Here is a 20,778-nt window from a genome sequence, read left to right on the forward strand (position 1 = left end):
AGGAATTTGGTATTCATGAGGTATACCCCAACTCTTAAGTTAAGCACACGGCTGGTGGCCTTTGTCACCATGATCGTTATCTGCGCCATGTTTATCTTGTTTGTCGGTGGCACCCTCTCTTTTAAACGTCTTGGGCAGGAATATCTCACCCATTATTTAGAAGGGATCGTAGAGGTGGTCGACAAGGAGATGGAAGATCCTGACGCCGCTTATTCTATGCAGCGCTGGATGCCGAAAATGCTGCAGGCTTCCAATATTGTCGAAATGACGTTGTCGACCAACAACGCCGTTGTTTATCGCTTCAAAGATACTTCTCATCAAATGGAAGCGTCAGTCTTGTTTGAGGCAGAGTATCAGCTGACTCACAATCAAGATTACACGATTCACTTTAAAGCAATTCCCCCTTACTTAGGTTACAGCTACTCAATGCAGGCGCTTTGGTCGATCACGCTTGCCGTTGTATTGATCATCTTCTGCTTAATGCGCGGCGTGGCATGGCTTAAGGAGCAATTAGAAGGCTCCGAAATGCTCGAAGAGCGAGGCAGAATGATCCTGGCTGGTAGGGTGGAGCAGTATGCCAAAGGTGACAAAAAAGAATGGCCTTACACCGCCAGTGAAGCGCTCGATGTATTAATCGAAGAGTTACAAGATGCGCGTCAAGAGCGAAGCCGATTTGATACCTTTATTCGAACTCAAACCTTCCTTGATAAGCTAACCGGTACCGCTAACCGAGTGTTATTTGATAGCAAGTTGGAATCGGCGTTACTAGAAAGTGGGGCTCGCGGCGCCGTGTTGCTAGTGCGTATTCAAGACTGGAAACTGGTTGAAGAAGAGCAAGATAAGCAAATTACGGATGAGTTTATTGTTGAAGTTGGGAGTTTATTGTCCAATTTAGTTCAACGATACCCAGATGTTGTATTTTCCCGTTATTACGATGCTGATTTTGCGCTTTTTCTACCGCACCAAAGTGCGAAAGATGTGGCTAACCTTGCCTCGCAATGCATTCGCCAGTTAGAAAAGTTAATGCCGCCAGAGCCACTTGATCCAGACAACTGGTGCCATATTGGCATCACCACTTATAAAGAAGGTGAGCGACACAGCCAAATCATTGATGAAGCCGAGACTGCTTTGCGTAGTGCGCAACTACAAAATAACAATAATTGGAGTCGCTTCAAAAAATGGAACCACGATGAAGAAGCTCGCGGAAGTGTGAGGTGGAGAACGTTATTTGACACAGCACTTACACCTGAAAGTGTGATACTCTACGCACAATCTGTGCACCCAATAAGTGACGCGACGCATAAAAAATCATTATATGAAGAGTTAACATGTCGGATTCGCGATCCTGAGAATGGGATTGTTAAAGCGTCTCGGTTCATTTCTGCGATCAGACAGGTTGGTTATGAAGCGCAAATGGATAAGTCGGTTATTAATAAATTCTTAAGAGAGTTTAAGGATAATTTTGATAACTCAAGATCGTATGCGCTCAATTTGAATGTAACGCCATTTTCTAACCGAGAGTACTTTAAATGGTTTCGTGATGAACTCTTACAGTTGTCACGTGAGCAGAGAAAGTGTCTCAGTTTTGAGTTTGTTGAAGCACAATTTGTAAGACACTTAGACTTTATGCGACCAGTCGCTAAAATGCTGGCCGGTTTAGGGTGCCACTTAATGGTTGGGCAGGCTGGGCGTACCATCGTCAGCACTCACTATTTAAAAGAAGTGGACATTCGTTACCTTAAACTTCATCGCAGTTTAGTAGCAAAAATCGACCAACGACATGAAAACCAGCTATTTGTCCGCAGTATGCTAGGTGCGGCGGCAAACAGTAAAACTAAAATTATAGCAGTGGGAATTGAGAATCAGAACGAGCTCAACACATTAATTGAGCTCGGGGTTTATGGTGGGCAAGGGCGTTACTTTTCTGCGGAGCAGCAGTTTCTTCCTCGTCCCCAAGCGTTGCCGAATTCTCAATCAGAATCCCAAGTTAAATTGGGAAGACGAAATCGCTGGCGGAAAAAATAAAGATAATAATCATGGATTTCAAAGCACTATTCGACAAGCTTAAGCGATCATCTAGTGGTGGTCGCTCCTGCTTTTTGGTTATTCAGCCAGACGCCGTTTATTTATCATCTTCAATCAAAAGTAGTCGTCCATACCAATTTGATATTTCTGAGTCCAATTGGGAAAAAGCCGTTGAGCAAGCATTGAGCGTTGCAGCGAGTGCGTATGATTCATTAACGGTTATTCTTTCTCATAACTATTACCAGATGTACCAAATTGACAAACCGGTCATGCCGCGTCAAGAATGGCCAGCTGCATTACCGTTTTTGTTGAAAGAACTGATCTCTGAGCGTGCCATCGACATTATTGCCGATGCGGTCGAGTTACCGAATTCAACCAAAGTGCAAGCATACGTCTTATCGCGAAAAATATTGGATAAGATTGTGTTACTGGCCAGCCGAGCCCAGTTACCACTAGAAGCCATTCTTCCTGAAGACGATATTTGGGGAGAGACTGCGGGTGAACTAGGAAACTTCCTATTATTACAACGCAGTGTGCGTGGTCATTTCCGTATAAGCGCTTTTGTCGAAAATACTATTGCGTTCCACCGCTCTATTCGCAGTGTGACGCCACCATTAACGGGGGTTCCGTCTAGCGATTTACAGATGGACAGTCTGTCGTTAGAACTGCAACGTTCGATTGATTATCTTTCATCTCAGTTACGCCATGTGCAATTACATCAATTGAAAGTGTGCTGCGATGAAGAGGATGAGAGCGAGCTTGTTCAGGCTCTTAATTACCGTTTAAGCACTAAGGTTTCACCGTTATTACCACCAGAACATGAGCTATCAGGACATGTTTTGGCTGACACTGCGGCTACTTCAAATACTCGACGCGTCAACTTATATCCCGATTACTTAAAACCGAAAAAAGAGCTCCTGACGCTAAAAAATATCGCGTTATCTTGGGGCGTTGCGGCGGCTGCAATTCTATTTTCTTACGGTTATGTCACTTGGCAGAGCAGCGGTTTGGAAGATGAGATTGCTATTGTAAAAAGTAAAGGCGATATCATGAAGTCAGAGCTTGAACGTTATCAAGTCAAGCTACGTAAACATCAACCTGACAATAATAAGCTGGCAGCTAAAGCCCGCTTAGAGCGTGAAGTCAAGGCGAAGCGAGACTCGCTTAAAGCTGTCGGGAAATACGATGACTCGCAGCGCACGGGTTACTCTGGCGTGATGCAATCATTAGCGAAGTTAGGAAACCAAGAAATTTCTTTGTCCGAAATTCGAATCAATACCCATACCTTAGACCTGAAGGGGCTAGCGAAAAAACCGAGCTCAGTGCCAAATTGGGTTAGCCAATTTAAAAACGAAATTAGCTTGGTTGGTCGAACGTTTGACGACGTCAAAATAGGTCGAAATGATAAGGATATTGTGACGTTTGAACTAAAAACGCGCGAGGATAAAGAGAAATGAACGAATTCTGGCTCTCATTAGAAGGGCGCTTTGGCGAAATGAGTACGCGCGAAAAAGTGCTCACCGCATTGTGCGGTTTAGTTGTCGTGATCATGTTGCTCTTTACGCTGGTATTGGAGCCAAAGCTTAACGAGATCATCAGTAATGAGAGGCAACTAAGTAATTTAAAGCAAGCCAATCAAAAGATTGAAATCGATACGCTACGTATTCAGGCGCAACTTAAGAAAGATCCAAATGCTGAGATTGATCGCGCGATATCTAATCTGTTAGCTGAGAGTCAGCATCTTTCGATGCAATTAGCGGAGATCATCGAGCATCTTATTACACCTTCGCAAATGGCTGAGCTGCTTGAAAATGTGTTGGAGCAGCAAAGTGGCATTCACCTTTTGTCTCTGCAAACCTTGCCATCTGAGCCAATAACGGAAGATAAAGAAGCATCGCAATACTCTGGTTACTACGTGCATCCTGTTCGTATGGAACTGACTGGTGACTATTTTTCTATTGCTAATTATCTGAATAAATTGGAGAGCCTTCCTGCGAGTTATTACTGGCGCAGCTTTAGTTATAAAGTCGAAGAGTACCCGAAAGCGAAGCTTGTGTTAGAAGTCTACACACTAGGATCTAGAGAGGAGTTTATTGGTGGTTAACAAACTCATCATCTCATTGCTTGTTATGGCAGCGGCAGGAACCGCTTGGGCAAACCAAGACCCAACGGCCCCACTTGGTTGGGAAAAACCAGCGGTTGAAACGTCAGCGAAACCAAAAGTTAAACGGTACCGACTGCCTAAGCTCAACAGTATTGTGTGTAAGCCAAGTACTGATTGTATCGCGATTATGGATAACAAACTTGTCGAAAAAGGCGAGCTATTTAAAGGTTATCGCGTCGCGAGCATTAATAGTGAATTTGTAACTTTAAAGCGTGGTAACCGTCAGTGGGACCTAGAGCTTTTTGATTTAAACGTAAAACAATAATAACCAGAGCCCGATCAGATATGCGCAAATTAGTTGTAGGAATAACGATTGCTTCTTTAATGGGATGTTCAATGGGTCATCGGAATCCAGTGGAAGTTAAAGAAGCGCTCAATGAATCAATCAATCAAGCGAACAGCCGCACATTGGAAGAAATCCCTTCTTCTGTTGAGGCAGACTTGATGCCAAATTTAGACTCGAACGTTGCATCAGAGCAAGGCACCTCGAAGCGTTTTCGTATTCAAGCGAATGCGGTTGATGCAAGAAGCTTTTTCGCCTCGTTGGTTAAAGGCACAGAGTACAGTGTGGCGATTCACCCATCGGTACAAGGTAATATCACCGTCAACTTGTCAGATGTGACATTGGATGAAGTTCTGAATGTCGTACAGAATATGTATGGCTATGACGTGGTGAAGTCTGGCAAAGTTATTCAAATCTACCCAGCAGGTATGCGTACTGTGACCATTCCAGTCGATTATCTACAGTTCAAGCGTTCTGGTCGCTCATTAACCAGTATTGTTACGGGCTCTGTAACCTCGGCTGGTACGTCTAATTCTGGTGGTAGCTCAGACAGTTCTGACTCGTCAGACTCTAACAATGGAAACAACAACGATAGCTCGACCACATCTACGGGTGGTACACGCATTGAAACCATCACTGAAAGTGACTTCTGGCCGATGCTGCAGCAAGCTGTTGCGAATCTAATTGGTTCAGGCAAAGGGCAAAGTGTGGTTGTAACGCCACAAGCGGGAGTTATTACGGTTCGAGCATTTCCAGATGATATTCGCGAAGTACGCGAGTTCTTAGGTGTATCGCAGGAGCGCATGCAGCGCCAGGTCATTCTTGAAGCTAAAATCCTAGAAGTGACGTTGAATGATGGCTACCAACAAGGCATCAACTGGTCAAACTTATCGGCGTCAATTGGTAACTCGGGTAGTATCGTAGTCAACCGCCCTGCGTCGACATTACCACCATTGGATGCGATTGGCACGCTATTGGGCGGTCAAACCAACGTGACGATTTCGGATGGTAACTTCAATGCCGTGTTGAGCTTCATGTCTACGCAAGGTGACTTGAACGTCCTTTCGAGCCCTCGTATTACCGCTGCCAACAACCAAAAATCTGTCATCAAGGTCGGTACCGATGAGTACTTTGTTACAGAGCTATCGAGCAATGCAGGCAACGGTGAAAACTCAAATGCGGTTCCTGAAGTGGAACTGACGCCATTCTTCTCGGGTATTTCCCTCGATGTGACTCCGCAAATTGATAACAAAGGCAATGTGTTCCTGCATGTTCACCCCGCAGTTATTGAAGTCACGGAAGAAGTGAAGCAATTGAACTTGGGCGGAGATTTCCAAAACATCCAACTGCCATTAGCGAAAAGCTCTATTCGTGAATCAGACTCGGTTATTCGTGCTAAAGATGGCGATGTTGTGGTTATCGGCGGGTTGATGAAACAGCAAAATCGTGAGCTTGTTTCTAAAGTCCCATTTTTGGGCGATGTACCAGCACTGGGGCATTTGTTCCGCAACGTGAATAACGTAACTGAGAAAACAGAATTGGTCATCTTGCTAAAACCGACCGTAGTTGGCGTGAACTCTTGGCAGAAAGAGCTAGAGCGCTCTCGTGATCTGCTGCAAGAGTGGTTCCCAGATGCGCAATAAGCGCTGGGAAAGGTTCTGTTTTTCAATAGGTTTGTGATTCGAGTATGTACTTGTCACACTTTGGATTCCGAGTTCAGCCTTTTTCGTTAACCCCAAATACAGAAATGTTCTTGGGGTTAGTCCCTCACTATGAGGCGATCCAAACCATCCTAGCTGCCGTGCAAATGGGAGAAGGGGTGATTAAGGTGACGGGAGAAGTAGGCACTGGAAAAACCATGGTATGCCGTAAGCTGATCGAGCAGATTGAATCTGAAGTTGAGCTTATTTACTTACCCAATCCAGTGTTGAATGGGGAACAGTTGCAGTTTGCTGTCGCCAGAGAGTTGGGTATCGAGAACGATGATCCGCTGCGTATCGTTTCCCTCATTCAAGAGCACTTGATTCAAGTACATTACTTGGGAAAGAAAACCGTCTTGATCGTTGATGAAGCGCAAGCTCTTTCCCCACAAGCTTTAGAAACATTACGTCTATTTGGCAATCTAGAAACGGAACAAGATAAGCTCATTCAATTGGTGTTATTCGGACAACCTGAGTTGGATGAAAGATTGGCTAACCATGAGCTAAGGCAATTTCGTCAACGCATTACGTTTAGTTGCCAGTTACGTCCTCTCTCTATCGATGAAGGCGTGGCTTACATCAATAATCGTTTAGATAAAGCAGGCAATGGGGCGCACATTTTTTCTATTGAACAGAAAAAAGCGATTTGGCGTTCATCCATGGGGATTCCGCGCTTGATAAACCAAATTAGCCACAAGTCGTTGCTTGCTGCATTTAATGAGCGTTGCACACTATTGAAAAATCATCACGTTTACGCCGCTATGCACGATACGTTTGATGCCCGTAAACCTAAGTTTAAAACACCCGTATTTTGGGGATGGAGTCAACCTTGAGTGCCATCAATAAAGCATTATCAGAACTTGCTGAAAAAACATCGCCGTCAGAGCTTACTCGTGCGGAGATTCCAAGTGTCTCACGCAGTAAACCTTGGCTTTGGCTTGTCGCCGGTTTTTCGTTAAGCCTTGCGGTTGGTAGCTGGGCGGTCTCTCGCGGTCCTGTCCCTTCAGGCGAGCTATCACAGTTTCAAACCGACGCTATGCCACTGTCGTCTGTGAATGTCTCACCAATTGTTTCATCGGAGCGCACTCACTCGCCAACGAGTAAAATGACGCCCGATACAACTCAAGTGGTTTACACCAAACTAGCCACACAGCCGGTAGCGCAACAGCCTCACATGCAAGAGACTGATAGGTTCACGCCAAGATCTGAGATAAATATCGCCTCTGATGATGCAGTTTTACTCGCGCAGTTAGCAACGATGCCGAGCGAGGAGCAATACGATCACGTAACCCACACAACATCAGAAAACAGCTCAATGCGTATTGAGCAGGTTGAGCTTACTCACCGCCAATTATCTCTTAAAGCGGTTAGCCGAGCGGAAAAAGCACTGGATGCTAACGATATGCAAACGGCGTTATCGGCTTATGCCGAGGCGTTGCGTTATGAGCCAATGAATGCAGACACGCGTCAAAAGTTATCAGCGTTGTACTTTGGTAAAGGTGACACGCGTAAAGCATATGAGATTATTCAAGAAGGTATCAACCTAGATACGAACAACCAAGTACTCCGCTTGGCCTTGTCTAAGTTGTTAGTGAAAGCTAATCAACCTGAAGCGGCGCTGAGCCCGCTTGTTCATTTGCCTCCAGTACCAAGTCGAGATTACTTGGCGATGCGTGCGGCATTGGCACAAAAACACAAGCAAAATGACATTGCGCTTGAGAGCTATCAACTCCTCACTCAGCGTGAGCCGGAAAACGCGCGCTGGTGGTTAGGTTTGGCTATTCAACAAGAGCGCGCCCTGGCTTTTACTGCCGCGATTAACTCTTACAACCAAGCTCTGGGTAAAGTTGGCATTTCGAATCAATCGCAAGCATTTATCCGTGACCGTTTGAACATCTTGAAAGAGTTGGAGAGCGCACAATGAAAATTCAGTTGAGAAAACGCTTGGGCGATCTTCTGGTTGAGGAAGGTATCGTCTCTGAAGAACAAATCCAGCAAGCACTAAACGCACAACGCAGTACCGGGCAGAAGTTAGGGGATGCGTTAATTGACCTTGGCTTTATTACTGAAAAGCAAATGTTGGACTTCTTGTCTCAGCAGCTTGGTTTGCCACTGATCGATCTTGGTCGTGCACCTGTGGATGCCGAAGCCGTGCAGATTTTACCTGAGGTACACGCTCGTCGCTTACGTGCGATGGTCGTTGCTCGAAATGGGGACACCCTGCGCGTTGCTATGAGCGACCCTGCGGACTTGTTCATCCAAGAATCATTGATGAACTTGTTGGGCCAATACAACCTTGAGTTCATTGTGGCTTCAGAGCGTCAGCTCATTTCAAGCTTTGACCGCTATTACCGCCGTACTAAAGAAATAGCCTCCTTTGCTGAGCAGCTGCATGAAGAGCATAAAGATGTACAAAGCTTTGATTACGGTATTGATGAAGCCGATAGTGAAGAGGTTACCGTTGTAAAGCTGGTTAATTCCATGTTTGAAGATGCGGTACAGGTTGGAGCTTCGGATATTCATATTGAGCCAGACGATCAAGTATTGCGTTTGCGCCAGCGTATTGATGGCGTATTGCATGAAACGCTCTTAAATGAAGTGAATATTGCATCGGCTTTGGTTCTTCGACTGAAGTTGATGGCACACCTAGATATTTCTGAAAAGCGCTTGCCACAAGATGGCCGATTCAATATCAAAGTTCGTGGCCAATCAATTGATATTCGTATGTCGACGTTACCAACGCAGTACGGAGAATCTGTGGTAATGCGTCTGCTTAACCAGTCCGCTGGTTTGCGTCCGTTAGAAGAGTCAGGCTTGCCGCCAGACTTGCTTGCTCGCTTGCGTCGACAGTTGGCGCGTCCGCACGGAATGATTTTGGTTACCGGGCCGACAGGTTCCGGTAAAACCACCACGCTTTACGGCGCATTGAGTGAGCTCAACGAACCTGGGAAAAAGATCATTACAGCAGAGGACCCGGTTGAATATCGTCTGCCTCGCATCACTCAGGTACAGGTTAACAGCAAGATCGATCTAACTTTCTCGCGTGTTCTTAGAACCTTTTTACGTCAAGACCCAGACATCATTCTTGTTGGTGAGATGCGTGACCAAGAGACGGTAGAAATTGGTCTGCGAGCTGCACTAACGGGTCACTTAGTATTGAGTACTCTCCACACCAACGATGCTGTCGACAGTGCGTTACGTATGATCGACATGGGTGCGCCGGGTTACTTGGTTGCTAGTGCAGTCAGAGCTGTGGTGGCGCAGCGTCTTGTGCGCCGAGTTTGCCCCGATTGTAAAACAGAAGACCACTTAGATGAGTCTCGCCAGCAGTGGTTAGCTGGGCGTTTCCCAAATCAAGTTAGCACCATTTTTTATAAAGGCGCAGGTTGCCAAAACTGTAACTTGACTGGTTATCGAGGCCGAATCGGTGTGTTTGAAATGCTCGAACTTGAACAAGAGATGATGGATAAATTGCGCGCCAATGATGCGGTTGGCTTTGCGCAAGCCGCGCGCCGCTCAGAAAACTATAAGCCACTGCTTGCTTCTGCAATGGAACTGGCGCTACAAGGCACCGTCAGTTTGGATGAAGTGATGACCCTAGGTGAGGGTGATGCTTCTGGTAAGACTGATCCCATTTTCATATAGGTAAGTGAATGCCAACTTTTCGTTATCAAGGCCGCACGCTAGACGGCTCATCCACTAACGGCAAAATCGAAGCAGTGAACTCAGAAGCTGCGGCGGAAGCATTGATGAATAAAGGGGTCATCCCGCTCAATGTACGTTTAGAGAAAGAGTCGGCAAAAAGTCAAGTGAGCTTGTCTAAGCTGTTTGTGCCTGCTATTCCGTTGGAAGTAATTATTCTTTTCTCTCGCCAGTTGTTTAGTTTGACTAAAGCTGGCGTACCTTTGCTGCGCTCTATGCGTGGCTTGTTGCAAAATTGCGAAAACAAACAGCTCAAAGAGGCGCTAGAAGATGTCGTTTCTGAACTGAGTAATGGTCGAGGTTTGTCTTCTGCGATGCAGCAACACAGTAAAGTATTCAGCCCACTGTTCGTTTCTATGATCAACGTCGGTGAGAATACGGGTCGGCTTGACCAAGCGCTATTGCAACTGGCGAATTACTACGAACAGGAACTTGAGACTCGCAAACGCATTAAAGCGGCGATGCGTTATCCAACGTTTGTCATTATCTTTATCACCATCGCCATGTTTGTATTGAATATCTTGGTGATCCCTGAGTTTGCATCGATGTTCACGCGCTTTGGGGTTGAGCTACCATTGCCGACGCGTATTTTGATCGCGACTTCTAATTTCTTTGTTAATTATTGGGTGTTGCTGGTTGTGGCAATGATTGGCGCGTTTACGGTGTTCAGAGCGTGGGTGGCGACGGCTGATGGTCGGGAGAAGTTTGATAAGTTTCGCCTTCGGCTGCCAATTGTAGGCGATATCGTTAATCGTGCGCAGCTTTCTCGTTTTGCCAGAACCTTTTCGTTGATGCTGAAATCAGGTGTGCCACTTAACCAGTCTTTGGCTTTGGCCGGGGAAGCATTAGGGAACCGTTTTTTAGAAAACCGAATTCTTGAGATGAAGTCCGCAATTGAAGCGGGTAGCACCATTTCAGTGACGGCCATCAACAGTAAAATATTCACCCCATTGGTGATTCAGATGATTGCAGTAGGTGAAGAAACTGGTCGTATTGATGAGTTGTTGCTGGAGGTGTCGGACTTTTACGATCGAGAAGTCGATTACGATCTAAAAACGCTGACCGCAAGAATAGAACCATTACTTTTGGTGATTGTCGCAGGCATGGTCATGGTGCTGGCATTGGGTATCTTCCTACCAATGTGGGGAATGCTCGACATTATCAAAGGCGGCTAATGCGTGGTTGAAAATCAAAGCCGAGCAACGCTTATTGTGTTTGGGGTTATTGCTACGATTATGGCGGTGGGTTTGGCGGTCAAATTACGTCCTGTCACCGAGCAAGCACAAGTAACTGGAGCGAAGTTAGCGAGAGTTTGGATGCAAGATAGTGTTCAGCGTTATCGTCAAGCTTGGCTAGTACAAGGCGAGCCAGAACATATGCTGATGGATGGCTTAAACCTTACTATGACTGAGGGCGGGTTAGTGTCTCCTTTTACTCAGCAAGGTGTATTAGATTGTGGTTATTGGCTAGCGGTGCATTACCCCCAACGTAAAATAATGACCAACAAGTTAATAGATATCAGTGGAGCCATCAAAACTGATCGTTATGTCTGTCACTACACTTATGAAAATGGTCAGTCGATTGTAGTTATCTTAACTGCTAATCAACTGAAAATAGACGTCGAAATGTCGGCAGAGTGAATTTTTTGACACCTAATCACTATAATTGGTAATTAAAGTCGGTATAATGCAATCATTACCATAAGTAACAGGCTGTAATAGTGGGTAAACAATAATGTGTTTTTCTCATTGCAGCATGAACTGAATAATGGCGAATCGTCATTCTGCTCAAGCGGTAGATACAGTATCCACTTCACGGTCAGTTTTAGTGAACGTTGCTGCCCCAAACCGTTTTGACAATATCCAAAATGGTCGCGTGACCTAAACAAAACTTTGCAGTTGTACTGCATGCTTACATAGAGAGAGTAAACAATGAAAAGACAAGGTGGTTTCACCCTTATCGAATTAGTAGTGGTAATTGTAATCCTAGGTATTCTAGCGGTCACTGCAGCACCACGTTTCCTTAACCTGCAAGATGATGCTCGCAAAGCTTCATTACAAGGTTTGAAAGGTGCCATTGATGGTGCTGCGGGTATCACATATGGCAAAGCTGCGGTTGAGGGTGTTGAAGGGTTAGAAAAAGGTAATGCCAAAGCAAGCGTTGAAGGTATTGCACTAGCATATGGCTACCCAACAGAGGGAGGTTTAGATGTTGCTGTAACAGGTTTAGCTGATGATTGGAAAGAGTTTTCGCTTACTAATGCTAGTACAGCATTTACATTTGAAGGTAGAGATACTGAAGGCTGGAAGTTAGATGTAACAGAGTTAGATAATGAAGAAAAAACAACTGGTTGTTATGTGGCTTATATAGAGGCAACGGGTAGTACAGCAGATAAAGCCGCCAAAACTGTAATTGTTAGCGATAAGTGCTAAGTTTTTCTGTAAGGGTCAGTCGTTTTGGCTGGCCTTTATCTCTTTATTTTGATTAATCTCGGAATAGTTCATATGCGTAAATCATCAGGTCTTAGTGCAATAGAGTTTGTGGTTGTGCTAATTATCTTGGGTGTGATCGGTTATGTGGTATTACCAAGATTTATCAGCTTTGAACCAGAAACTTACGAAGCAAAGTGGGAGCAAACTAAGCAAACCGCCGAGCAGGTTTCTGAAACATTGAGCAATAAAGAAACTTACGATCGAATTGAAGAAGAGATTGGTCGTTCAAAAGGGCAAAATAACTAGACATTGGTTATTTGTTCGTCTGTTCACACTTCGAATCGAAAAATTATAAACCTATCATTAATCTCATAATTTCATCGTATACTTATCTCGCTTGTTCTAAGCCTAAGGTTGGGTTATGAAAATTCGCAGCTCTGCATTAGGGTTCACGTTAATGGAGTTAATCCTCGTGATTGTTCTCCTCTCTATCCTTTCACTTTTTGCAGCCAGCCGTTTTATGGGCTCTGGCAGTTTTTCTGCATATGCATTACAAGAACGCGTGATTTCTGTGATTCGCCAAGTGCAGGTGAATCGCATGCAATCGAACATTGATGAAGCAAATTTAGGTGATGATTTTCGTTTGCAAGTTTCTAGCTCATGCATTGGTTCAGTTGCTGCCTGCACACTAACAGGCAGTGCACAAGATGCTCGTAGTGACGTGGTTATCGATAAGTCCGCAAAGTTTTCCGTTATCAGCGGTGCCGCAAATACAATTAATTTTAACCTTCTCGGCAATCCTGTAAGTGGTGCTGTAAACATCTTAATTGAAGATAAACATGGTCGAAGCCGCTGCCAAGTTGAAGTTAATACTCAAGGTTATGTTTCAAAAGGTACATGCTCATGAAGAAATCTAGTGGCATGACTTTGATAGAAATGATCATCGCGATTGTTTTAATGGGCATTGCGATGGTGGCGTTTACTTCTTTTCTTGTCCCTCAAATTCGAGATTCCGCCATCCCTCATTATCAAACCCGCGCTGCCGCATTAGGCCAAGGTTTTATGTCACAGATATTGGCGCGAGGCTTCGATGAAAACAGCGATTTTGATGGTGGTACTGTTCGATGTGGTGAGAATGGAGTGAGCTGCACTGACGTAAATAAATTAGGTGTGGATAAAAAACTAGACGGTTCCTTGGAAACAACGCCTAGTGATTTCAACGATGTAGATGACTATATCGGGTGTTGGAGCACATCTACAACAGCTTCTCAGTGTGATGGTGCCTCTAGAGGGAATATCAGTGATGTACTTGGTGCGGACAGTACTGAGCAGTACAAAAACTTTAGATTAGAAGTTAGTGTTGCATATGATGATCTGACGGATAAAGCTCCCGATGAAATAACCGAATACAAAAAAGTAACATTAAGGATTTTTGCGGGGAACACGCAGCCCCTTACTTTAACAGCTATTAAGGGGAACTACTGATGAAAGATCGTGGTTTCACCTTAATGGAAATGATAGTTACGATTGTGGTCGGCAGCTTCATCATGTTGGGGATAGCTGGGTATGTCCAGTTAGGAATGAAAGGTTACGCTGATACTATCGATCGCCAACGAATACAAACACAGGCTCAGTTTGTTTTAGAAAAGATGACGCGTGAAATCCGCCATGCTGTACCTAATAGTTTTCATGTGCCAAAAGGAACAACTAATTGTCTAGAGTTTATGCCGATTGAATATTCTGGTTTTTACACTTTTAAGAATAATGACTTAGAGTTTTTGCTAGGTAATGACTCAACGCTTAATCCTATTCCTGCGAATCGCAGGATTGTGATAAACCCGAGCCGATATGAAGATTTACAATCAACTTCTTCGCGAAATATAGCCATTGGTGGTTTAGCTAAAACAGGTAAGGTTTTTGTTGTTAGTGGGGGGGCAAGTACGATTACGGGATCCTCTGTTTCTAGCCGTCTTTATATTTATCAAGAGAAGTCGGAGGTTCGCTACTGTTTTGATACCAAGCAAGTTACGCGAAATGGTATTACGGTTGCGGATAGTGTCGATACGTCCGTAAGTAGTATGCGTTATCTAGAGCCTACTCTGCAACGAGGTGGTTTAGTTCATATAAATCTAGAGTTTGAGCAGGATGGTGAACGTAGTGTGTATCAACAAGATGTGCAGGTGCTCAATGTCCCATAGAAGAAACTCCAGCGGAAATGTACTAATCATCGTGTTATTCGTCATTATTGTAATGGGATATTTGGCTTCCTCTTTAATGAAAGTGACATGGTCGAATCAAAGCGGATTAACAAGAGAGTTTTTGGGAACAAAAGCTTGGTTTGTTGCTCAGTCTGCAAATGAGTGGGCATTGACCAAGATGTATCCGTTAAATGCCAGTACAACAGATATCGCGACCGTATGTAGTGGGGAGGTCAGCGGTGCCGTTCCGCTGGTAGCTGTGGGAAGTGGGTGCAAGGTTAATGCGATGGCATGTACAAATATAGGTACTTTCAATGAGGGTACCCCTGACGCTGAATCTCTTTTTAAGGTGCAGGCCACGGCAACGTGTGGTTCTGGGGTTATACAGGTACAGCGTCAGCAAGAGGTTTGGGTAAAGGAGTACAAATGAATACAAGAATACTAATTATAATTTCTGGATTGCTGTTTTTTTCTGGAAATGCTTTTGCTACTGTTTTCGATCTCACGCCTTGGTATAGCTGGAAAGGAAAGATATATGCTAAAAATAGCCCTTGTCCAGGGAAGGGCAGTTACAACTACAGTTTAACCATTTACACTTGCTCAAAGGGATTATCGCTTGATCCCGGCGATAAAATCTTAACCAATAACCAAACCAGTTGGCTGCGTATAAAAAAATACGTGAGTTTTGGCGGTTATAATACCATCGGTAGCCCGAGCAACTCTTTATCGTTGGATCTCAACGGAAATTCATTTGCTGCCTCTAACCTGACTCTTAATGGCCATATTGATAATGGTAACTATATAGAGCTATCTAACTCGACTGTGCTAGGGACGGTAAGAAGTACCAAAGATGGTGTCAAGCTGACCAATGTCGATGTCGGCCAAAATGTTATCGCTAAAAACTATGTAGATGTTTCAAACGGTGCTATCCATGGATACCTTGACAGCAGTCATAGTGGTATTCGTATTAATAATGCATTTGTTGGCTCATATCTCATCGCGAAGCAAGAAATTGAAGCTTTCAATAGCTCGGTTAACGGCAGTATCACAAGCTCTAATGGTGGGGTAGATATTGATGCGTCTGGCAGTGCCAGCGCAAAGTCTGTGAGTGGTCATATTACGGCTAAGGGGGCCGTCACGGTTAATCATTATCAGGTAAGCCAGCAAATCTCATCGGATGGTTATATTGAACTGACTAACACTAAAGTTGCCAGCTATGTAAGTACAAATAGTAATAGCAGTCCCGCTGTAGTCATCCAGCAAGGTTCAGATGTTTCAGGCAGTATTATAAGCAAAGGGTATATCAAAGTAAGCCATTCTTCCGTGAGCGGCAATGTAGATAATACTCAAGGCAGCAATCAGGGCATTTTAGTTGAAAGTAGTCAGATAGATGGTGATGTTTTAGCTAAAGGCTATGTGGATGTTCAAAACTCCCTTGTTGATGGTGAAGTCGTCAGTTCTAACGATGGCGGTCGGATCAATAGCTCAAGAGTGAAAAGTGATGTTGAGGTTAAGGGGTATCTAGAGGTAGTTAGTAATTCTTATGTGTGTGGTACAGCATCAAGTGAAAATAATGGGGCAAATATCAGTAACGCCTATATCGGTGATGATGTAAACACTAAAAAGTACCTGAGCGTGACGAACTCAACAGTGTTTGGCACGGCAGGTGTTCTTAATGCAGGAATGGCTTTGTCTGCAGCAAAAATCCTAGCGGACAGTAAGGCTTTAGAGTTTCCAAGCAATAGGTACATTGAGTTCTCTAATAATACTACCCTTTGCGGTACTGCGAATTCATCGTATTCCTATGATGGAAACCTCGTTGCGTATTGTGGGTTAAGCGATCCAAAATGTAGTGCACAGCAATCGAAGGGTAAATGTCCTGTTGATTTAGTGAGTAGTTCAGAATATAGAGATTTTTATGATTACTGTGGCATTACGCCGCCAGAGCCTGAACCAACTTTACCTGATCCAAAAAAATGTATTGATGTTGAGGCCTTTGCTCAAGAATCTGACCTTGAGCAAAAGTGGGCAACTATGGGTTACTTTAGCGGTGATTATAATGGACAGGGTGGTGCAGAGCCTAAACCATTTATTCACAAGAATCGTTTGAGAATAACCAACAATGTGCAGGGCCAAGCTGCAGTTGGCGCATACAACTATATATTTCCATCAAGCAACAACATTATTGAAGTTGAATTTGACCATTTTGCGTACGATGGTAACCGTAACAACACTGGTGCAGATGGGGTAGCGATTGTGTTTTCGGATGCAAGTGTTCCACCATCTACTGGTGCATTTGGTGGGCCGTTAGGTTATGGCGTGAAACCTGACGGCGGAGGCATCGAAGGGTTTGCTGGAGGTTGGATCGCTTTTGGTATTGATGAGTATGGTAACTTCTCTAATGAAGGCAGTTATTATCAAGATAAAAATCCGCTTGATAGTAGCCCTGGACAGAATGATCATTCAATAACAATACGAGGATCGGGTGAGAAAAAAGGTCCTGGTGAATATATTGACACGAACAACCATCGTATAGGTACGTTCCCTGAAGGATGGTTCGGTGGATATCGCTTTATTAAAAAGAACAGTAACGTTGGCAAGCTTGATGATGAGTCAAAGGACGAGATTCACCGTTATCGGATGACTATTGATTCACGGGCTATCGATGGTCGAGACGCCGGGGTTTATGTCTCTATCAAAAGAGCCAGCTACCAAGGTAACCTCAAAGTTGATGTTGATGATAGAGGGAAACTAAAAAGCTATAACCTAGATTGGGAGGACATTATTGATTCTTTCAATATCATGCAAGGTTTTGCTCAATCGACTGCTCCAAGTGAATTTCGAGTGTCTGTAGCGGGTTCTACTGGCTTGGTAAAAAATGTGCATGAAATTGATAACTTCCAAATATGTGCCGACGAATTCCAGCCACTTACAGAAGGTATCCATCATTTTGAGTTTGATTACTCCGGCTCTGGCAGTACATGTCAGCCGTCTGATGTCACTCTGAGGGCATGTATGGATAAAGACTGTAATACGCTTTATCCTGGCTCAATAACCGATGCCGAAGATTTGCACGTAACTCTTTCCCCCAGTGCGGGGCATCATGTTGCTAATTGGGAACAAAGTTCACCAATTAGCTTTAAGGGGTCTACTAATCTTCAGATTCGAGGCTCTAGAGCGGGTGAAGTTACTATGGGTATTGCACACAGCTCGGTTCCACAGTTCGGTTTTGAGGATACACGTTGTCGAATTAATGGTGGTGAGCTTTCGGCCAAATACTGTAAGATTAAATTCCGTCGCAATACGTTATCTATCGTTGCTGAAGATGTCATCGCTAACAAGGAGTCTTCAGATAGCAACTTTTTTGAATTTTGCTCATCTAGTTCAACAACCGATACTACACGTAATATTAATATGAGCATGAAGCATACCGTAGCTCCGATAGTGCAGCCAGATGTTACGTTAAACTATATGAAGAGAGAGGGGGATACTGCGCCGGTTTGGAGCTCGGACAAAACTATTTCAGAGAAAGGGAGTACTTACCTTAAGGATGTATACTTTAATGATAATGGGCAAGCTAAGTTTAAGTTTACTTATCCTGAAGTAGGTCAAGTTTCGTTTATTGCTTCTGTTGAGGGGATTCAAGATTCCGAGGGTGTTGGCAAATTTGTGAGTTATCCACATCGCCTCCAAGTAACTGCAGGTGGGCGGTGTAGCAGTATTAACTCTGGGTGTGATAGTCGGTTTGTTTCAGCTGGTGAGGAATTTACTATGAGCATCACTGCTTTGCAGTATAGTGAAGATGGTAAAGGTCATATACCAGCTAAAAACTACGAAGAAGAACAAATGGTTGTGTCAAATGAAGTTGTGTATCCCGCTATAAGTGCTGGCGGAAAAAAAGCAGAGCTTCTCACAGACACATATAAACATATTGCTTCTGATGATGCTAAAACGTTATTTCCTCAAACTGTGTCAGAGGTAGGTGCGTTTGAATTTTCAATAAGTGCGCCCAAAGGCGATGTTGAAAATACGTCTCTCTACCTTGGTAAGAGTTCATTCTTGATTCAGCCCGCGACCATTACACTTGGTCGTTTCTATCCTAAGTTCTACACGTTGCGCGGGCAAAATTGGGACTATGCTGGAAGTCAAAGCTTTAACTATATGAATCAAAACTTCGATTCTATGTGGTATGAAGTAGAGGTATTGACTGGTGGGGATTTTCCAAAATCAGTAGAAAATTATAAATACTTCAACAAAGAACATGTAGCATCTTTTGAGTTGAGTGATTCATTGAATCGGTTTAATGCTCAGGGGAATTTAACACCTTCTTGGGTAGACGCATTGGGAAGTATTCAACGCTTCACACTGACTCCCCCATTAAGTGGAGAGTGCAATTCGGCAGAAGGATTGTGTTGGATGAAAAAGACTCCTGCCGCAGGTTACGAAGATGGACCTTTTAATCTTAATGGCAACACCATAAAAGCGACAGATATAAAGGTTGGCGTGGCAACAGAGCCAGATCCTATATCGGTGTATGGTAATCCAGTTCTTTCTATGCAACCTGATATCCGCTTTGGTCGTGTAGGCCTAGATGATGTTGGTGGAAATCAGGGTGCGACCTTACATATTCCTCTAAGAATCGAATACTGGAATGGTAGCCGCTTTATCGCCAACCCTAATGACAATCAAACCGATGTGAAAGGTGTCACTGCCGCTGAAAGGCATATTTGGCCAACAGGTACTGATGCTGATCCTAAAGCGGTTACACTAGGAGCTGGTGGTGAAGTGTCTTCTGGTTCTTCTCGATCTGTTACTGCAACTCAAGCTGAACCATACCGTCAGCAAACGCGCGTTTGGTTAGATCTTGATGACTCTGAAAATGGTTTACCATGGCTCAAATATGATTGGGACAATGATGGCTCCGAAGAAAACCCATCCTCCGTCGTCACCTTTGGTATTCATCGAGGTAACGATCGCGTGATTTACCGTGGTGAGCCAGGGTTAACCGGACAGTAACAACTTAGGTTTTTGCCCTTAAGTTAGGAAACTGCAAGAAATTGAGGCTTTCTGCTCATGTTTGTGTACCAATACCTTGCTGTGACAGCGAGGCATTGGTACATTTAGAGCAATTTTTGTCTTCTATATTTTTGCAGGATGAGCGAAGAGTATGTTTAAGAAACTTCGTGGCATGTTTTCTAACGATCTATCTATCGATTTAGGTACAGCCAACACTCTAATTTACGTAAAAGGGCAAGGAATTGTCCTTGATGAACCTTCTGTAGTTGCTATTCGTCAAGATCGTGTAGGTTCTGCAAAAAGCGTTGCTGCAGTCGGTCACGCAGCAAAACAGATGCTTGGTCGTACACCTGGCAACATTTCCGCTATTCGCCCAATGAAAGACGGCGTAATCGCTGACTTCTACGTAACCGAAAAAATGCTTCAGCACTTTATCAAGCAAGTGCACGATAACAGCATCCTAAAGCCAAGCCCACGTGTTCTTGTTTGTGTTCCTTGTGGTTCTACCCAAGTTGAGCGTCGCGCAATTCGTGAATCAGCACTTGGTGCTGGTGCGCGTGAAGTTTACCTAATCGACGAGCCAATGGCGGCGGCAATTGGTGCTGGTTTACGCGTATCTGAGCCGACAGGTTCAATGGTGGTCGATATCGGTGGTGGTACAACTGAAGTTGCCGTTATCTCTCTAAACGGTGTGGTTTACTCATCGTCTGTACGTATCGGTGGTGACCGCTTTGATGAAGCTGTGATCAACTACGTACGTCGTAACTACGGCAGCTTGATTGGTGAAGCAACGGCTGAAAAGATCAAACACGAAATCGGTTCTGCTTACCCTGGTGATGAAGTTCAAGAGATTGAAGTTCGCGGTCGTAACCTTGCAGAGGGTGTGCCACGCAGCTTTAGCTTGAACTCAAACGAGATCCTAGAAGCGCTTCAAGAGCCGCTATCTGGCATCGTATCAGCAGTCATGGTTGCACTAGAACAGTGTCCACCAGAGCTTGCTTCAGACATTTCTGAAAACGGTATGGTACTAACCGGTGGTGGTGCACTACTTAAAGACCTAGACCGTCTACTAATGGAAGAAACTGGTATTCCTGTGGTTATCGCGGAAGATCCACTAACGTGTGTTGCGCGTGGTGGCGGTAAAGCACTAGAAATGATCGACATGCACGGTGGCGATCTGTTCTCTGAAGAATAAAGGTTTAGGTGAAGCTCATGTCGGGCTTCACCTTCATTTCTGCTCTCTCTGTAATTCAAACAT

Annotated in this window: 18 protein-coding genes; all 18 read left to right on the forward strand. The window is 44.3% G+C overall.

The window, feature by feature from the left end; all coding sequences use genetic code 11:
* Positions 1-15 precede the first annotated feature (15 nt).
* Positions 16-2,025: an RNase E specificity factor CsrD gene (gene csrD / locus NL626_RS20225; protein ID WP_054728884.1), complete on the forward strand. Its 2,010-nt coding sequence runs from the start codon at positions 16-18 to the stop codon at positions 2,023-2,025.
* A gap of 11 nt (positions 2,026-2,036) precedes the next feature.
* A complete protein-coding gene (locus NL626_RS20230) occupies positions 2,037-3,482 on the forward strand; it encodes a hypothetical protein (RefSeq protein WP_054579427.1) in 1,446 nt (481 codons plus the stop codon).
* Positions 3,479-4,129, forward strand: a complete 651-nt coding sequence (gene gspM / locus NL626_RS20235) for a type II secretion system protein GspM (protein WP_005381197.1) — start codon at positions 3,479-3,481, stop codon at positions 4,127-4,129. Before NL626_RS20230 ends, gspM begins: the two co-directional genes overlap by 4 nt.
* On the forward strand, positions 4,122-4,454 hold the full coding sequence (locus NL626_RS20240; protein ID WP_005381196.1) for a hypothetical protein: 333 nt from the start codon (positions 4,122-4,124) through the stop codon (positions 4,452-4,454). The genes gspM and NL626_RS20240 overlap by 8 nt, the downstream gene beginning before the upstream one ends.
* Positions 4,455-4,474: 20 nt before the next feature.
* Positions 4,475-6,115: a pilus (MSHA type) biogenesis protein MshL gene (gene mshL, locus NL626_RS20245; RefSeq protein WP_005388471.1), complete on the forward strand. Its 1,641-nt coding sequence runs from the start codon at positions 4,475-4,477 to the stop codon at positions 6,113-6,115.
* 44 nt (positions 6,116-6,159) lie between these two features.
* Positions 6,160-7,005 carry an ExeA family protein gene (locus tag NL626_RS20250; RefSeq protein WP_053303467.1) on the forward strand — a complete coding sequence of 282 codons (846 nt, stop codon included), beginning with the start codon at positions 6,160-6,162 and terminating at the stop codon, positions 7,003-7,005.
* Positions 7,002-8,096 carry a lipopolysaccharide assembly protein LapB gene (locus NL626_RS20255; protein ID WP_195723068.1) on the forward strand — a complete coding sequence of 365 codons (1,095 nt, stop codon included), beginning with the start codon at positions 7,002-7,004 and terminating at the stop codon, positions 8,094-8,096. Before NL626_RS20250 ends, NL626_RS20255 begins: the two co-directional genes overlap by 4 nt.
* A complete protein-coding gene (locus tag NL626_RS20260; protein WP_005381188.1) occupies positions 8,093-9,817 on the forward strand; it encodes a GspE/PulE family protein in 1,725 nt (574 codons plus the stop codon). Before NL626_RS20255 ends, NL626_RS20260 begins: the two co-directional genes overlap by 4 nt.
* Before the next feature lie 8 nt (positions 9,818-9,825).
* Positions 9,826-11,049, forward strand: coding sequence for a type II secretion system F family protein (locus tag NL626_RS20265; RefSeq protein WP_005381186.1), 1,224 nt, complete (start codon positions 9,826-9,828; stop codon positions 11,047-11,049).
* 3 nt (positions 11,050-11,052) lie between these two features.
* Positions 11,053-11,514, forward strand: coding sequence for a hypothetical protein (locus NL626_RS20270; RefSeq protein ID WP_053350601.1), 462 nt, complete (start codon positions 11,053-11,055; stop codon positions 11,512-11,514).
* A 291-nt stretch (positions 11,515-11,805) separates the two neighbouring features.
* Entirely contained in the window at positions 11,806-12,306 is a 501-nt protein-coding gene (locus NL626_RS20275) for a type II secretion system protein (RefSeq protein WP_053350602.1), read from the forward strand.
* Between the two features lie 72 nt (positions 12,307-12,378).
* Positions 12,379-12,612 (forward strand): type II secretion system protein, encoded by a 234-nt coding sequence (locus NL626_RS20280; RefSeq protein WP_047103652.1) that lies wholly within the window; start codon positions 12,379-12,381, stop codon positions 12,610-12,612.
* 115 nt (positions 12,613-12,727) lie between these two features.
* On the forward strand, positions 12,728-13,213 hold the full coding sequence (locus tag NL626_RS20285; RefSeq protein ID WP_053350603.1) for a type II secretion system protein: 486 nt from the start codon (positions 12,728-12,730) through the stop codon (positions 13,211-13,213).
* Positions 13,210-13,791 (forward strand): type II secretion system protein, encoded by a 582-nt coding sequence (locus NL626_RS20290; protein WP_158159795.1) that lies wholly within the window; start codon positions 13,210-13,212, stop codon positions 13,789-13,791. Before NL626_RS20285 ends, NL626_RS20290 begins: the two co-directional genes overlap by 4 nt.
* Positions 13,791-14,504, forward strand: a complete 714-nt coding sequence (locus NL626_RS20295; RefSeq protein ID WP_253657681.1) for a PilW family protein — start codon at positions 13,791-13,793, stop codon at positions 14,502-14,504. The genes NL626_RS20290 and NL626_RS20295 overlap by 1 nt, the downstream gene beginning before the upstream one ends.
* Entirely contained in the window at positions 14,494-14,934 is a 441-nt protein-coding gene (locus NL626_RS20300) for an MSHA biogenesis protein MshP (protein WP_253657682.1), read from the forward strand. The genes NL626_RS20295 and NL626_RS20300 overlap by 11 nt, the downstream gene beginning before the upstream one ends.
* Positions 14,931-19,520 carry a DUF6701 domain-containing protein gene (locus NL626_RS20305; RefSeq protein WP_253657683.1) on the forward strand — a complete coding sequence of 1,530 codons (4,590 nt, stop codon included), beginning with the start codon at positions 14,931-14,933 and terminating at the stop codon, positions 19,518-19,520. The genes NL626_RS20300 and NL626_RS20305 overlap by 4 nt, the downstream gene beginning before the upstream one ends.
* A 151-nt stretch (positions 19,521-19,671) precedes the next feature.
* Positions 19,672-20,715 (forward strand): rod shape-determining protein, encoded by a 1,044-nt coding sequence (locus tag NL626_RS20310; RefSeq protein ID WP_005381144.1) that lies wholly within the window; start codon positions 19,672-19,674, stop codon positions 20,713-20,715.
* Positions 20,716-20,778 lie beyond the last annotated feature (63 nt).

This window comes from Vibrio sp. Y58_MX_L22 (genome assembly GCF_024181865.1).
Lineage (GTDB): Bacteria > Pseudomonadota > Gammaproteobacteria > Enterobacterales > Vibrionaceae > Vibrio > Vibrio alginolyticus.

Coding starts and splice junctions, on each gene's coding strand:
- NL626_RS20250 (WP_053303467.1), top strand. CDS start 6,160: ATGTACTTGTCACACTTTGGATTCCGAGTTCAGCCTTTTTCGTTAACC.
- NL626_RS20300 (WP_253657682.1), top strand. CDS start 14,494: ATGTCCCATAGAAGAAACTCCAGCGGAAATGTACTAATCATCGTGTTA.
- NL626_RS20275 (WP_053350602.1), top strand. CDS start 11,806: ATGAAAAGACAAGGTGGTTTCACCCTTATCGAATTAGTAGTGGTAATT.
- NL626_RS20295 (WP_253657681.1), top strand. CDS start 13,791: ATGAAAGATCGTGGTTTCACCTTAATGGAAATGATAGTTACGATTGTG.
- NL626_RS20310 (WP_005381144.1), top strand. CDS start 19,672: ATGTTTAAGAAACTTCGTGGCATGTTTTCTAACGATCTATCTATCGAT.
- NL626_RS20285 (WP_053350603.1), top strand. CDS start 12,728: ATGAAAATTCGCAGCTCTGCATTAGGGTTCACGTTAATGGAGTTAATC.
- mshL (WP_005388471.1), top strand. CDS start 4,475: ATGCGCAAATTAGTTGTAGGAATAACGATTGCTTCTTTAATGGGATGT.
- NL626_RS20305 (WP_253657683.1), top strand. CDS start 14,931: ATGAATACAAGAATACTAATTATAATTTCTGGATTGCTGTTTTTTTCT.
- csrD (WP_054728884.1), top strand. CDS start 16: ATGAGGTATACCCCAACTCTTAAGTTAAGCACACGGCTGGTGGCCTTT.
- NL626_RS20260 (WP_005381188.1), top strand. CDS start 8,093: ATGAAAATTCAGTTGAGAAAACGCTTGGGCGATCTTCTGGTTGAGGAA.
- NL626_RS20290 (WP_158159795.1), top strand. CDS start 13,210: ATGAAGAAATCTAGTGGCATGACTTTGATAGAAATGATCATCGCGATT.
- NL626_RS20230 (WP_054579427.1), top strand. CDS start 2,037: ATGGATTTCAAAGCACTATTCGACAAGCTTAAGCGATCATCTAGTGGT.
- NL626_RS20265 (WP_005381186.1), top strand. CDS start 9,826: ATGCCAACTTTTCGTTATCAAGGCCGCACGCTAGACGGCTCATCCACT.
- NL626_RS20280 (WP_047103652.1), top strand. CDS start 12,379: ATGCGTAAATCATCAGGTCTTAGTGCAATAGAGTTTGTGGTTGTGCTA.
- gspM (WP_005381197.1), top strand. CDS start 3,479: ATGAACGAATTCTGGCTCTCATTAGAAGGGCGCTTTGGCGAAATGAGT.